Raw genomic sequence first — 13,310 nt, forward strand, 5'->3', positions numbered from 1 at the left:
CGGAGACGGCAGATCTGCACCTGCTTTGTGCAGCAGCACCGGAATGCACCAAGTTGGCGCAGACGCGGGCTCGGCTATGCTTCCACGCGGTTGCGATCCACACCTCCCGTTTCCCACGCCGGGCATCCCATGAACCATCTCCTCGCCGACCTCCTGCTCGGCGTCATCGAAGGCATCACCGAATTCCTGCCGATCTCCAGCACCGGGCACCTGCTCATTGCCGAGCGCTGGCTGGGCCATCGCAGCGACCTGTTCAACATCGCGATCCAGGCCGGCGCGATCCTGGCGGTGGTGCTGATCTACCGGCAGCGGCTGTGGCAGCTGCTGGTCGGCTTCCTGCGCGACCCGGCCAGCCGCGACTACGCATTCAAGCTGGCGCTGGCCTTCCTGGTCACCGCGGTGCTCGGCCTGGTGGTGAAGAAGCTCGGCTTCGAGCTGCCCGAGACCGTGACCCCGGTGGCGTGGGCACTGCTGCTGGGCGGGGTGTGGATGCTGGCCGCCGAATACTTCGCCGCACGCCGCGCGCAGGCGCTCGGCGAGCGCAGCGCAATCACCTGGACGGTGGCGGTGCTGGTCGGCATCGCGCAGGTCGTGGCGGGTGTCTTTCCCGGCACGTCGCGCTCGGCGGCGACGATCTTCGTGGCGCTGCTGTTTGGCACCACCAACCGGGTGGCGGCGACCGAGTTCGCATTCCTGGTCGGGATCCCGACCATGTTCGCGGCGACCGCGTACGAGTTGCTGGATGTCTACAAGGCCGGCGGCATCGATGGCGAGGACTGGACGGGCCTGGGGATCGCCTTCGTCGCCGCGGCGGTCACCGCGTTCATCGCCGTGAAGTGGCTGCTGCGCTACATCCAGAGCCACCGGTTCACGGCGTTCGCGCTATATCGCATGGCGCTGGGCGCGGCGCTGTTGCTGCTGGTACCGCTGGGCAGCTGAGGCGCCCGGGTACGGGAGCCTGCCGGGACGCCGCGTCGGCGACGCGTCCTGGTGCTTGATTCGCCCGCGCCGGTGGCGGTGACCGTTCGGCTTCGGCCACCGCTCGCCCGGCCGTGCCGGGGCGACGTCAACGCGCGTTCTGGAACGTCACCGAGAACGCGCGATCGTTGTCGTACAGCCCGCCGTACATGCCCAGGTACTGCAGGTTGATGGTCAGCAGCCGGGTCTTGAACACCACGCCCAGCTCGAGCACCTCGCGATTGCCGCCTTCGTCCTGCGGAGCGACGAAGTAGCGCGGCCCGTCGGCCTGGTCCACGTACTGCACCCAGGTGCCGCCCAGGTCGTGGAAATCGTGCAGCAACTCCACCCGCGCGCGCGGTTCGACCAATCCCCAGCGGGTCTTGTGCTGGAACTTGCCGCGTACGCCCAGGGTACGGGTCCGGGTGGCGATCGCCTCCTCGTCGTAGCGCAACGCCTGGGTCGGATCGCCGTCCTCGGCGTAGCCGTCCAGGCGCGCCTGCGCCGCATCCAGGCGGCCATAGGCGGACAGCTGCCAGGTCTTGTGCTTCCAGCGGTAGCCGCTGGACCAGGACGAGAACGTCTGCTCACCGCCGCGCTCGCCATCGGCCAGGGTCGTCCCCTGCGGCAACGCGCGCAGCGTGTGCACGGTGATGCGCTGGTGCCCTACCGTGCCGTCGAGGAAGAACGGCAGGTCCGGATGGAAGCTGCCGTAGCCGATGGCGCTGGTCGCGCGCGCGCCAAGGCGGCTGCCGCGGTCGCCGACACGGTCATGGCTGCGGTCGTAACCCAGCGCGCCGCCGAACGCGAAACGGCCGTTGGGCCGATAGTCGCCGCCGATGGTGAAGCCGTCGACCTGGAAGTCCTGCGCCGGCCCGTCGGCGTCCGCATCGCGGTCGCCGCCACGGGTGGTGCCGCTCACCCACCAGCCCCACAGGTCCGGGCCCAGGTCGTGCAGCGCGTCCAGCCGATCGTCGACGTGGCGGGTCTGGGTCTCGGCGAAGATCCGCACACTGGCGTCCACGCCCGTGGCCAGTCCGATCACGTCCGGATCGGCGGTCGGGTCCGGGCGCGCGTCGACGACGAACAGGATGCTCGCCACCGGCGACGCGCCCCAGGTGTTGCTCAGGGTGTAATCGACCTGGACGTTGCCGAGGAAGCCCGGTGCGGGGGTGAACGTCAGCACCTGGTTGGCGTCGACGGTCGCGCTGCCGCCCGCGCCAACCGCCACCACCGCGGCCGAAGTGAACGGGCCGCCGCTGGCGCCGCTGGTCAGGTCCACCTGCACCGGGATGCCCATCTGGGTCGTGATCGTGCGCGAGGCCCCCGTGGGAAGCGGTCCGTTGGCGACGGTCAGGGTGTAGCCGCGGCTGCCGGTGAAGCCGTTGCCGTCGGTCGCGGTGACGGTGAAGGCCTGGACGCCGGGCCCGGTCGGAGTCCCGGACAGGTTGCCGTTGGTCGCCAGCGCCAGCCCGGCAGGCAGGCTCCCGCTGGTCACGGTGAAGCCGTAGGGGCCGGTGCCGCCGCTGGCGGACAGCAGCCGCGCGTAGGCCTTCCCCGCCTGGGCCGCGGGCAAGGTCGTCGGCGCCAGCACGATCGTCGGCGCGAGGATCGCGATCTTGTAGGTGTTCACGCCGGTGGAACCGAAGGCGTCGGTGGCGGTGATGGTGAAGTTGGCGCTGCCGACGGTGGTCGGCGTGCCGGTCAGCGCGCCGCCCGCGGCGAGCGTCACGCCGGCGGGAAGGCTGCCGGCACTGACCGCGAAGGTGTAGGGGGCGGTGCCGCCGCTGGCGGTGACGAGCTGCGAATAGGCGGCGCCCGCCGTGGCGTTGGCGAGGGTGGCCGGCGACACGGTCACCAGCGGGGCGACGATGGCGACGGTATAGGGGCGCGAGCCCAGGCAGCCGGAAAAGTCGGTGGCGCTGACGGTGAAGTTGTAGCTGGCCGGCGTGGTCGGCGTGCCGCTGAGGGTGCCGTCGGCGGCGAGGGTCACGCCCGCCGGCAGCGCGCCGGCCGACACCACGAAGGTGCTCGGCGCCGGGCCGCTGGCCGTCATCGACTGCGCGTAGGGCACGCCGACGGTGCCGCCGGGAAGGACCGCCGGGCCGACCGTGTTGATGCATTGCGCCAGCACCTGCCCGGCGCACGCCAGCCACAGCACGAGCACCATCGGCCAGGCCATGGCGCGCGCGCCCCGCCGCGTGCGTGCCGTCTTCCGCGGCGCGCGCGCGCCCCTGCTGCGTCCATCCATGACCCGTTCCCCGATCGTTATTTCCCCATGGAGCTACAACGCCGGAGCGCCGCGTGGGCGGACATCGGCTTCAACCGCGCCAGCGACGCCATCCCAGCCAGGCCAGCAGCAGCGTCACGAGCCACGCCAGCACGATCACCGCGGCGGCGATCCGGCTCACCGGACGCGCGGCCGTCGCGGCGGCCTGCAGCCGCGCGTCGATCAGGACCAGCGATGGCGCCCATCGGATCACCAGCGCCACGCCCAGCGGCACCAGCACCAGGTCGTCGAGGTAGCCCAGCACCGGGATGAAATCCGGGACCAGGTCGATCGGGCTCAGCGCGTAGGCCGCGACCGCAAGCGCAAGCAGCCGCACGCCCCATGGCAGGCGTGGATCGCGGGCGGCGTAATAGACCACCAGCGCATCGCGGCGCAAGGCATGCAGTCGCCGTCCCCACGCCTGGCGTATCCGCGCCAGCCGCTGGCGCAGGCGCACGCCGCGAAGCTGGTGCCCGGACCCCTGCTCCTTGGCGGTGCGCGGAGGTTCGCGGCTCAACCGCGCACGCCGGGATGCAGCGAGTAGGTGCCCATCACTGAGGCTTCGGTCAGTACGTGGCCGTGCATCGCGGCGAACACGTCGCCGGCGTCGAAGCGCTCGGGCACGGGCAGCCGCGCGACATCCAGCGCGAACAGGCGGAAGAAGTAGCGGTGCAGGCGCAGGTCGTTGAAGGGGGGATAGGGGCCGTCGTAACCGAAGTAATCGCCACCCATGTCCGGATCGCCGGCGAACCAGCCGGTGTAGCCATTCAGGCCCTGGCGTGCACCGGCCGGCCCGGAAGGCGCCTGCTTGCCGTGCGCGGTGACGCCGTCGCTGCAGCTTCCGGCGGCGATCGAACGCAGGTCGGCGCCCAGGTCGACCATCGCCCAGTGCACGAATTCGGTGCGCGGCTGGTCGACCGGGATTTCGATGTCGTCGCGCCCCACCGTCGATGGATCGGTGGGCGCATCGGTATCGATGCACAGCACCGCGAACGAACGCGTGCCGGCCGGGACGTCGTCCCAATGCAACTGCGGATTGCGGTTGCCGCCGAAACCACCGGGCGCGCCCAGCGCGAATTCGGCGGGAATGCGACCACGGTGCTCGAAACTCGCGCTGCCGATTTGCATGTTTTCCTCCACTGTCGCCGGCCTGGTCGAGCCCTGTCTACGCGCTACGGCGTGCGATCGGCGTGACCCGCGGCGCATCGCGCGCCGGCGGCCTGCGCCGATTGTAAGCAGGCGCGTCGCTTACGCCGTCGCCGCCTGCGCCAGCCGCCGCGCCACCCATGCCTCGCCGTAACCGTCCATGCGCGCATTGAGCAGGAAGCCGCAATGGCCGCCATGGGCGGTCATCTGCAGCCGGGCATGCGGCGGCAGCACCAGCGCGTGGAAATCATCCAGCGGGATCACCGGGTCGTCCGCGGCCATCAGGATGTCGGCCGGCACCTGCAGCCCCGCCAGTCGCTCGCCGGCGATCGAGTAGCCGTCGAAGTATTCGTCGATGCTGCCGAAGCTGGTGTGGCGTTCGACCAGCCACTGGGTCAGCTCGCGCATGTGCAGCCGCAGGGTGCGGTCGTCGAAGTTGTGCCGCTGCGGGAACAGCGCGCGCTTGCGCTCCAGCGACTCGCGCCATTTGTTCTCGAAGTGGCGCAGGTACACCCGCCAGCCGCGCTCCATGTGGACCATGGTGTGGGCCGGATCCAGCACCGGGCACACCGCCGCCACCCGAGCCAGCGCCAGGCCAGCCGCGGGCGCGCGCAACGCCAGCCGCAGCGCGAAGTTGCCGCCCAGCGAATAGCCCGCCGCCACCAGCGGCGTGCCCGGCGGCAGCATCCGCCGCGCGACATCGCAGGCGGCGTGCACCACCTCGTCGATGCGGTTGGAATGGAACAGCGCTTCGTTGAGGTGATGGCTGTCGCCGTGGTCGCGGAAGTTGAGCCGGAACACTTCGAATCCCTGCCGCAGCAGGTGCGCGGCGGTCAGGCGCATGTAGCTCGACTCGGCGCTGCCTTCCCAGCCGTGCAGCAGCAGCGCCAGCCCGCGCGGCGCCACGCCCGGCACCGCGCTGTGCAGGCCATGCAGGCGCACGCCGTCGCCGCCGTCGACCAGGTGGCCGGTGGTGGTCGCGGCGGTCGCGGCCAGCAGTTCGGCGCCGCGACGCCGGCGCCAGGGACTGGACCCCAGCATCGTCTGCAGGTGTGGGCTGCGCAGCCATGCCGGCGACACGTACGGCAGGTCGCCGTCCGCCCCTGCGGCATGCCGCAGGGGCGCGTTCGATGCGGAAGACGCCGTCGCGGGTGGCTGGCTTCCCATTGCCTAGTCCGGCTGCGCCATGGCGGCGACGATGCGTTCGCGCGCGCACTCGGCGATGCCGCGGCGGCCTTCGACATCGCTGGCCAGGATCGGCGCGAGGAAGTGCACTTCCACCCGTCGTGCCGGCTCGCCGAGCAGGCGCAGGAAATTGCCGAGGAAATGTTCGCCCGGCTGGAATGCCACCCGCGCCTGCGCGTCGCCGCCGGGACCGTAGCGCAGCGCGACCGGTTGCACCGGGGCGCCCGACTCCACCGCCGCCAGGAAGATCCGCGCGTGGAAGGGCCCGACCTGGGTGCCGTCGCGGGTGCGGCCTTCGGGGAACACCCCCACCGAGTGCCCGCCACGCAGGCGCGCGAGCATCGCCTGCAGCACGCCGCCCAGTGACTCGGTGTTGCCGCGCTGGTGGAAGATCGTCTGCGCGCGCGCGGCCATCCAGCCGACCACCGGCCAGCTGGCGATCTCGCGCTTGGCCACGAAGCCCATCATCTTCTGGCTGTGCAACAGCACGATGTCGGCCCAGGTGACGTGGTTGGCGACGAACATCGTCGCCACCTCCAGCGGCGCGCCGATGCGCACGATGCGGAAGCCGAACACCCGCAGCAGCCCGCGCGACCACGCCCGGATCAGGCGCTCCTCCAGCCGCATGCCGCCCACCTGCAGGCCGGCGGTCAGCGGCGTGATCAGCAGCACCGTCAGCGGCAGCATCACCAGCACGTGCCACAGCAGCCAGGGCACGCGCAGCGTGTAGCGCAGCGCGCGCGCGATGGCGCTGCCCGCCGCGGCACGGGCGACGGCGGGCTTGGACGGATCGGTCATGGAGTCCTTGGGAACACGGCCATGGCGCGGCAGCGGCAGCCGCGATGACGGGCGGAGCGGGCGGCCGGCACGGGGCCGTGGCCGATCAGCGGAAGGTGAACAGCCCCGGGCGCCAGGCGCGCGTGTAGGTCCGCGAGGACCCGTAGCCACTGGACTTGCCGTAGCCCACGCCCATGTCGCGCTCGCGGCGCTCGTGCATGCGCTCGGTGAGTTCCTCGCGGCGTCCGGCGAGCCAGTCGGCGCGGCCGACCTTGTCCGCCTCCAGCCCGCGGCGCTGCGCCCCGTGCGCGCGGAAATCGCAGAAGTCGTCGTAGGCGTCGATCTCGTGCTTGAGCTCGCGCACCGACAACTCGATCATCACCGCGTCGTCGAGGAAGCCCAGCACTTGCACGTGGTCGGGGATCACGTCCTCGGGATCGCAAAAGTACACCAGTGCCGACAGCACGCGGTCCTTGTCCTCCTCGCTCATCGCCCAGGCTTCGTCGCGCACCATCGCGATCATGTCGTCCAGGCGCAGCAGGCGCTCGAGGATGAAATCGGGGATCCGCACCTTCTGCGCATCGACCAGCAACTGCGCGGCGCAGTCGATGATTTCCTTCGCGCTCTTGCCCTCGGCCGCCTTCTTCGACTTGGCCATGGCCTCATGGAAATGCGCGAGGTCCTGGTCGTTGAGTTCGAAGTTGAGCGAGATCGACATGGCGGATCCGTGCGGTGGCGAGAGTGGAACGCGCAGACTAGGGGCGCGGGCGGCGGTGCGTCAATCGACGCCGGGGCCGGGCGTCAGCGCAGGACAACGAAGGCGGCGGCCCCCTTCGGCCACCATCGCTCACGGCGCGCGGCGCGCCACCACGGCCAGGGTCAGGCGCGAGATGCAGACCAGCCGCCCGGCGGCGTCCTCGATGCGGATCTCCCACACCTGGGTGCTGCGACCGACATGCAGCGGCCGGGCGGTCCCGGTCACGATGCCATCGCGGACCGCGGCCAGGTGGTTGGCGTTGATCTCCAGCCCGACGCACAACGCGTCGTCGTCGACGCACAGGTTGCCGGCGCTGCTGCCCAGCGTCTCGGCGAGCAGCACCGAGGCGCCGCCATGCAGCAGGCCGTATGGCTGGTGGGTGCGGGCATCGACCGGCATCGTGCCGCGCACGTAGTCCGGTCCGAGCTCGGTGAAGCGGATCCCCAGCTGCTCCATCGCGGTGCCGCGCGACAGCGCGTTGAGCGCCTCCAGCGTGGCGCTGCGGCGGAACAGGCGCGAATGGCGGGCGGGCTCGGTCATCGGGCCACGATACCGGACGCTCCGGCGACCGGCACGGCGGGGGTCATCGCAATGCCGGTCGCCTTCGCGGCCCGCCTTGGGCTCGGGGACTCAGACGCAGCGGAAGCGGGGCTGGCCGTTCCAGGCACTGGCATAGCGGCGTGGGCTGGCGTAACCGCTGCTGCGGCCGTAGCCGATGCCGAAATCCCGCTCCACGTACTCGCGCCGGGCCAGTTCCGGCAGCGCCCGGGCGACTGGCGCCGGACGCGGGATCGAGGTCTGGAACGGCGAGCGGAACGGGAAGATCGAACGCGGCGGGGTGTTCATGACAGCCTCCTGGGTGGCCTCGGTGACTCGGTGTGTTGGTAAAGTACAACACCAAATCGACCTCGGCATGGGCCGGAAGTCACCCTCGTGGAAAAAGGGGTTCGCACCGTTGCGGCGCATCGCGTACGTCACGCGCAGGGGGTCTCAACCCGCCTTCCGCGGGTTGCGGGCCAGTCGCCCTACAGCACCGGTGCGAACCCCGCGCCGAAGGCGGTGAACATCCGTGTCATCAGGGTCTTGAAGCCGAGGTTGACCTCGGGGAAATCGCCGACGGGGCGGTAGCAGCGATGGAAGGCGTCATCCCCGGGCGGCAGCGGCGCGGGGCAGTCGGGGCCGGGCTGGAATTCGTAATCGGTGGCGTAGCGCACCGGCCACAGGTCGAAGATCGGCATCCGCTCGGACAACTTCGCCAGCGAATACTCCAGTCCGGAGAACACCGGCGCCTTGGCCCGTGGCGCCGACACCCAGCTGTTGGCCGGCGAGGTGTCGCGGCGGATGCTGTCCGCCAGTTCGGCGGCGAACGCCGGGTCGTGCACCACCACCGCGCTCTCGGTGTTGTAGCGGTCCCCGCGCGGGTCGAAGTTGTGGGTGCCGACCACGCCCACGCGCTCGTCGACCACCAGCGACTTGGCATGCAGGCCGATGCGCACGCCGGCACGCTGCAGCGGAACCCGCTCCAGGTTGCGCCGACGCGCGGCGAGCGCGGCGTATTCGCTCTGCAGCGGGCGCCGGTAGTGGCCGACCACGGACCCCTGGTCGCGTTCGCGGCGCGCGCGACGGGCACGCACTTCGCGTTCGCGCGCCTGCGACAGGTCCTCGTCGCTCGGCAGCGCGATGGTCGGCAGCGCCGCGCCGGTCGCCGCCAGGTCGATCGGCGCATCGGCCGGGAACGGCTTGTACTCGTAGATCCAGAAGCCGAAGTCGCGCAGGTAGCGACGCTTGTACTTGTAGGCCAGCGCGTAGGTGATGAACGAGTCGGTCGATGCCAGGCTGTTGGTGGACACGATCACCCGCGGCGGCGAGGCGCGGCGGCGCATCTGCCGGAACAATTGCTGCGCCGGTTTCGACAGCACCAGGTAGGGCGTCTGCAGCAGCACTTCGCTCCGTGCGCCGTCGATCAGCGCGCGCAGGCCTTCGGACGCGCGCGCCGGGCCCTGGTGGGACTCACTGTGCTTCTGCGGCAGGTCGGCCAGGTAATCGACCGCGCCCACCGCCAGCGCATGGTCGGTGAGCCGCGCGCGCACCAGGGCGTCGTCGTCGGCGTCGCGCGACATCGCCGCCACCCGTTGCGGCTGCTCCGCCGGCGGATGCGACACTGCCGGCGGCGGGCCGTGCAGCAGGCGCCGGCCGACATCGGACAGCTGCTCGGCCGGACGGCTGCGCACATTGGCCCAGAAGTCCTCGAAATTGCCGCCCATCGCCAGCGCGACCGGCCCGGCCACCAGCACGTCGCGATCGCGGAAGTCGTAGTCCGGCGACCAGTCGTAATAGTCGTCGGCATAGTTGCGCCCGCCGGCGATGCCGACCGCATCGTCGACCAGCAGCAGCTTGGTGTGCATGCGCTGGTTGAGCGCATGCCAGCAGCATGCCGACGCCAGCAGGTATTGCGGGTAGTTGATCCGCGCCCGGCCAAGCACCGGGTTGTAGATGCGGATGGAGAAGTTGGCGTGCGCGGTGGCGAGCGCGGCCAGGGTGTCGACGCGCTTGAGCGCGGACAGCTGGTCGATCAGCAGCCGCACGCGCACGCCGCGGCGCGCGGCCTTGAGCAGTTCGTCCAGCACCAGGTGGCCGGCGTCATCCTCGTCGAAGATGTAGGTCTGCAGGTCGATCGAGGTGGTCGCGCTGCGGATCAGCGCGATCCGCGCCAGCATCGCGTCCGGGCCGCGGTCGAGCAGCAGCACGTAATGGCGTGGCGCTTCGGCGCTGCTTTCGGCGAACGCGCGCGTCGCCAGCGCATGCAGCGACGATGGCTGCGCGCAGGCATCGGCGCGATCGCAGTCCAGCGCGGTGGAACGCGCGGCGGTGGCGACCGCCTCGGCGCGCGTGCGCTGCGCGGGCGAGAGCGTGGTGCAGGCGCTGGCGGCCAGCGCCAGCATCGCGACGGCGAGCAGGCGCCAGTGTCGCGGACGCGCCTGGAACAGAAATCGTCCCGCCGTCATCCCTGGCCCCGCACGCGCACCCGCAACGAGAACAGCACCCGATCGGACACCGCGAAGTTCCAGCGGTCCATGCCGAAGTCGCCGCGGTGGATGCTGCCGCTGGCGATGACGTCGCACTCGCGCGCCGGATGTTCGCAGCTGGCCGGAAGGATCGTGAACACCTCGCGCCGACGCACGTCGCGGATCGTCAGCATGCCCGGCAGCTCACCGCCGCTGCGCAGCAGCTGCGACGGATACGCGTCGGAAACGAAGTCGATGCGGGGGAAGCGTTCGGCATCGAAGAAGCCGCTGCCGCGGGTCAGCCGGGTGTAGGACGGATGCCCGAGGATCTCCACCGTGCGCGTGGACAGCTGCAGGCGGACCTGGTGGCGGCCGTCGGGCAGTTCGTCGACCGTGCCGCGCGCATCGGGAAAGCTTCCCTGCAGCGCCTGGCCCCAGCGCGTGTGCAGGGTGAACCCGATCTGCGAGGCGACCGGGTCGATCTCCACCGCCAGCGCGCAGGCGGCGAGCAGCGCGATCGCCGTCCCTGCCGTCCATGTGCGCCATGCCTGCCGCGTGCAGCGCTGCCGTTGCGCCCGCGCCGCCGCGGTCACGGCCACCAGAACGAATGCAGGGTGGCGATGCCCGGCTCGATCGACGCCTGCGCCGGCAGGTGCAACACCACCACGCTGCCTGGCGGCATGCCGCGATGGTCGCCGGACTGGCCGCTGTGCATGAGCGCGGCCAGTTCCTCCAGGCCCGGATTGTGGCCGACCAGCAACAGCCGGTCGGTGTCGCGGTGCTCGTCGGCCAGCGCAGCCAGGGTTCCCGGCGTCGCTTCGTAGATCCGCGGCTCCAGGCGCTGGTCGACATAACCGACGGTGGCCAGCACCGATTCCAGCGTCTCGCGGGTACGCCGCGAGGGCGAGCACAGCACGCAGTCGGGCACCAGCTGGTGCTCGGCCAGCCAGCGGCCGGCGGCTTCCGCCTCGGCCAGGCCTTCGGGCGACAGCGGCCGGTCCATGTCCGCCTGGCCGGGACGGGCCGGCTCGGCATGGGCGTGGCGCAGCAGGATCAGTTCTCTCATGGGGTCGCCGGTTCAGGGGTTCGGGAGGGGCGTCGCCGTGGCGGGCGCGAGTGCAGCATGCGAATCATGGGCACAGGTAACAGGCCTGGCTGGAACGTCGCGTGCATGGCGCAACGTCCGCCGTTGCCCGCCTAGTCCCGGCTTCCCGTCCTGCGCAGCCAGCGCAGCAGCGGCTGCCAGTCGTCCTGGTGCTCGCGCACCTGCGCGGAGTGGTAGTCGAACAGGCTCTTGCCCAACCCGACCAGCAGCGCATACGCCTGGCTGTCGCGCAGCTGCGCGACCAACGGGTAGGGCCACTGCTGCAACTGCTCCAGCGCCTGCTGCGAACCGGTGGTCCAGGGCTTGAGCTTGTTGCCGACCAGGCCGACCTTGAGCTCGCCGCGGCGCACGCGTGGATGTTTCGCAAGGCTGTCGAGAAAGCCCACGGTGGCCTCCATGTCCAGCACCGACGGCAGCACCGGCACCACGACCGCGTCGGCGCGTTCCAGGAACGAGCCCAGGTCGGACGCCATCGCGCCGGCAGCGGCGTCGATGACCACCACGTCGGTGTCATCCGGCACCTGCCGGCGCCAACCCTTGCCACCGGCGCCGTCGATCGGCAGCACCGCGCTGTCCAGGCCGGCGCGGCGTTGCGCCCAGCGCGTGGACGATCCCTGTGGGTCGGCGTCCACGAGCACCGTGCGCCTGCCATCCAGCGCGGCCTGCGCCGCGAGGTGGCTGGCCAGGGTAGTCTTGCCCACTCCGCCCTTGGAACTGGCCACCAGGATCGTCTTCATCAGGCTCCCCATGCATGCGCGGTCGGTCCGCGGAGCCTACACCGGATCAGCACGGCCACCACCAGCGGACCGCTGCGGCGGTGAGCGGCGGCGCAGCCGTCAGCGGCCGCCGCTGGTCGAGGACCGCGACTTGCCGGCGTGATGCGCCGGCTCCGCCGCCGGCATCCGCGAGTCCGCCACCACCGGCGGGGCCGGCATCGATTCGCCGATCCGCAATGCGTAGTACTTCATCGGGCTTTGCCCGTCGCATTTGGGATCCGGGAAGCCGAACTGCGGCTCCAGCTCCTGGCCGCAGGCCAGCTGCGCATCGGCCGCGTCGCCAGGCTTCATGCACTGCTTGTCGAAGGCGCGCATGAAGCCGTCCCGCCGGCGCACGAATTCCTCCCCGCACTCGCGCTTGAGCGTGATCCGGTCCAGATCGTCCTGGACCGCATTGGTGCCCGACAGCCCGAACTGCGCCAGCTCGGCTGGCGTGAGGATGCGCAGTTCGCGGTTGGGAATGGTCATCATCTGGTCGGCAAGGCTCGCGGCGACACCGTTGCGATACAGGTACTGGCGCACCTGTTCGGTGATGTCCTGCAATTCGGCACTCAGTTCACGCCGGGTGGTGGCCCTGGACTGGTCGCGCATCAGGCGGTGGATCCCGACCTTGCCCGCGACCGAGCGGGTATCGCCGGCCGCAAGCACCAGCACGCAGGCGCTGTGGCAGATCGAGCGCTCGCGCACCCAGATCGCCCACTGCGCGGCGGCGATGGCGTCTCCGGCGCGGATGGCTTCCTCGACCTGGCCGCCGGTGGAGTCGATGTCCAGGATGCGCTCGTCGATGTCCATGCGGCGGGCGATCTCACCGACGCGCTCGACCAGCGCGGTGAAGCCCGGACCGATGCTGCCGTGGTAACGCAGGCGCACCCGTCCGGTGCCGTGGTCGGGGCCATCCCGGCAGGGGCCGAGGGTGTCCACCAGGGCCAGGAAATCCAGCGACGTGACCGGCGTGCCATCGCCGTCGGCCGTGTAGTCGTAGCTGCAGCTCAGCCACGCCTTGCCTTCGAGCAGGCGCGCGGGCGGCCAGTGGGTGCCGGAGAGGTAATCGGCCGGCGGCGGTGCCGGGCGCTCCACGTCCGGATCGCGCCGCACGGGCGCGTCGCCCTGGTTGCCCAGGGTCACGACCTGGGTCGCCGGGGCCGGCGCCTGGGCACGCTGGCAACCCAGCGGCAGTACGCAAGCCAGGACCAGCAGCGCCCGCCAGCGCGTGCCTGCCATCGCAGCGGCAACGTGGCCACGACCCGCCCGCTGGGCTGGCGCGCCACCGCCCCCGGCGCGGCGCACGATGGCGCGCAGCGGCGCGGCAGGGTCCGGGGAGGCAGCCGCCGCA

General features: G+C 71.2%; 14 protein-coding genes. 1 reads left to right on the forward strand and 13 read right to left on the reverse strand.

Annotation, left to right across the window (positions count from 1 at the left end; genetic code table 11):
• Positions 1-129: 129 nt before the first annotated feature.
• Positions 130-939, forward strand: a complete 810-nt coding sequence (locus tag G7B67_RS09815; RefSeq protein ID WP_166211575.1) for an undecaprenyl-diphosphate phosphatase — start codon at positions 130-132, stop codon at positions 937-939.
• 127 nt (positions 940-1,066) lie between these two features.
• Here G7B67_RS09815 and G7B67_RS09820 read toward each other — a convergent pair whose 3' ends face one another.
• From G7B67_RS09820 to G7B67_RS09880, 13 genes are all read right to left on the reverse strand, one after another.
• Positions 1,067-3,139 (reverse strand): putative Ig domain-containing protein, encoded by a 2,073-nt coding sequence (locus G7B67_RS09820; RefSeq protein ID WP_166211578.1) that lies wholly within the window; start codon positions 3,137-3,139, stop codon positions 1,067-1,069.
• A 139-nt stretch (positions 3,140-3,278) separates the two neighbouring features.
• On the reverse strand, positions 3,279-3,743 hold the full coding sequence (locus G7B67_RS09825) for a YkvA family protein (RefSeq protein ID WP_243412323.1): 465 nt from the start codon (positions 3,741-3,743) through the stop codon (positions 3,279-3,281).
• Positions 3,740-4,354 (reverse strand): YbhB/YbcL family Raf kinase inhibitor-like protein, encoded by a 615-nt coding sequence (locus G7B67_RS09830; protein WP_166211581.1) that lies wholly within the window; start codon positions 4,352-4,354, stop codon positions 3,740-3,742. Before G7B67_RS09830 ends, G7B67_RS09825 begins: the two co-directional genes overlap by 4 nt.
• Positions 4,355-4,474: 120 nt before the next feature.
• The gene (locus G7B67_RS09835) at positions 4,475-5,413 is read right to left on the reverse strand and encodes a YheT family hydrolase (protein ID WP_243412324.1); all 939 of its coding nucleotides are present in this window, start codon (positions 5,411-5,413) and stop codon (positions 4,475-4,477) included.
• A gap of 129 nt (positions 5,414-5,542) precedes the next feature.
• Positions 5,543-6,355, reverse strand: coding sequence for a lysophospholipid acyltransferase family protein (locus G7B67_RS09840; protein ID WP_166211587.1), 813 nt, complete (start codon positions 6,353-6,355; stop codon positions 5,543-5,545).
• A gap of 85 nt (positions 6,356-6,440) precedes the next feature.
• Positions 6,441-7,052, reverse strand: coding sequence for a YkvA family protein (locus G7B67_RS09845; RefSeq protein ID WP_166211590.1), 612 nt, complete (start codon positions 7,050-7,052; stop codon positions 6,441-6,443).
• Between the two features lie 129 nt (positions 7,053-7,181).
• Positions 7,182-7,631: a hotdog fold thioesterase gene (locus G7B67_RS09850; RefSeq protein ID WP_166211593.1), complete on the reverse strand. Its 450-nt coding sequence runs from the start codon at positions 7,629-7,631 to the stop codon at positions 7,182-7,184.
• A gap of 90 nt (positions 7,632-7,721) precedes the next feature.
• A complete protein-coding gene (locus tag G7B67_RS09855; protein WP_166211596.1) occupies positions 7,722-7,937 on the reverse strand; it encodes a hypothetical protein in 216 nt (71 codons plus the stop codon).
• Between the two features lie 179 nt (positions 7,938-8,116).
• The gene (locus G7B67_RS09860) at positions 8,117-10,096 is read right to left on the reverse strand and encodes a phospholipase D family protein (protein WP_166211599.1); all 1,980 of its coding nucleotides are present in this window, start codon (positions 10,094-10,096) and stop codon (positions 8,117-8,119) included.
• Entirely contained in the window at positions 10,093-10,695 is a 603-nt protein-coding gene (locus G7B67_RS09865; RefSeq protein WP_166211602.1) for a YceI family protein, read from the reverse strand. Before G7B67_RS09865 ends, G7B67_RS09860 begins: the two co-directional genes overlap by 4 nt.
• Positions 10,686-11,162 carry a SixA phosphatase family protein gene (locus G7B67_RS09870; protein WP_166211605.1) on the reverse strand — a complete coding sequence of 159 codons (477 nt, stop codon included), beginning with the start codon at positions 11,160-11,162 and terminating at the stop codon, positions 10,686-10,688. The genes G7B67_RS09865 and G7B67_RS09870 overlap by 10 nt, the downstream gene beginning before the upstream one ends.
• 131 nt (positions 11,163-11,293) lie before the next feature.
• Positions 11,294-11,938, reverse strand: a complete 645-nt coding sequence (locus G7B67_RS09875; RefSeq protein ID WP_166211608.1) for a ParA family protein — start codon at positions 11,936-11,938, stop codon at positions 11,294-11,296.
• A 99-nt stretch (positions 11,939-12,037) separates the two neighbouring features.
• The coding region (locus G7B67_RS09880) for a COG3904 family protein (protein WP_207780907.1) at positions 12,038-13,310 on the reverse strand (1,273 nt) is incomplete at its 5' end.

Source organism: Cognatiluteimonas telluris (assembly GCF_011320095.1).
GTDB lineage: Bacteria > Pseudomonadota > Gammaproteobacteria > Xanthomonadales > Xanthomonadaceae > Cognatiluteimonas > Cognatiluteimonas telluris.

Excerpts from the sequence above, each read along its gene's own strand:
- G7B67_RS09815 (WP_166211575.1), top strand. The coding sequence starts at position 130 with ATGAACCATCTCCTCGCCGACCTCCTGCTCGGCGTCATCGAAGGCATC.
- G7B67_RS09820 (WP_166211578.1), bottom strand. The coding sequence starts at position 3,139 with ATGGCCTGGCCGATGGTGCTCGTGCTGTGGCTGGCGTGCGCCGGGCAG.
- G7B67_RS09830 (WP_166211581.1), bottom strand. The coding sequence starts at position 4,354 with ATGCAAATCGGCAGCGCGAGTTTCGAGCACCGTGGTCGCATTCCCGCC.
- G7B67_RS09835 (WP_243412324.1), bottom strand. The coding sequence starts at position 5,413 with ATGCTGGGGTCCAGTCCCTGGCGCCGGCGTCGCGGCGCCGAACTGCTG.
- G7B67_RS09840 (WP_166211587.1), bottom strand. The coding sequence starts at position 6,355 with ATGACCGATCCGTCCAAGCCCGCCGTCGCCCGTGCCGCGGCGGGCAGC.
- G7B67_RS09845 (WP_166211590.1), bottom strand. The coding sequence starts at position 7,052 with ATGTCGATCTCGCTCAACTTCGAACTCAACGACCAGGACCTCGCGCAT.
- G7B67_RS09850 (WP_166211593.1), bottom strand. The coding sequence starts at position 7,631 with ATGACCGAGCCCGCCCGCCATTCGCGCCTGTTCCGCCGCAGCGCCACG.
- G7B67_RS09855 (WP_166211596.1), bottom strand. The coding sequence starts at position 7,937 with ATGAACACCCCGCCGCGTTCGATCTTCCCGTTCCGCTCGCCGTTCCAG.
- G7B67_RS09860 (WP_166211599.1), bottom strand. The coding sequence starts at position 10,096 with ATGACGGCGGGACGATTTCTGTTCCAGGCGCGTCCGCGACACTGGCGC.
- G7B67_RS09870 (WP_166211605.1), bottom strand. The coding sequence starts at position 11,162 with ATGAGAGAACTGATCCTGCTGCGCCACGCCCATGCCGAGCCGGCCCGT.
- G7B67_RS09875 (WP_166211608.1), bottom strand. The coding sequence starts at position 11,938 with ATGAAGACGATCCTGGTGGCCAGTTCCAAGGGCGGAGTGGGCAAGACT.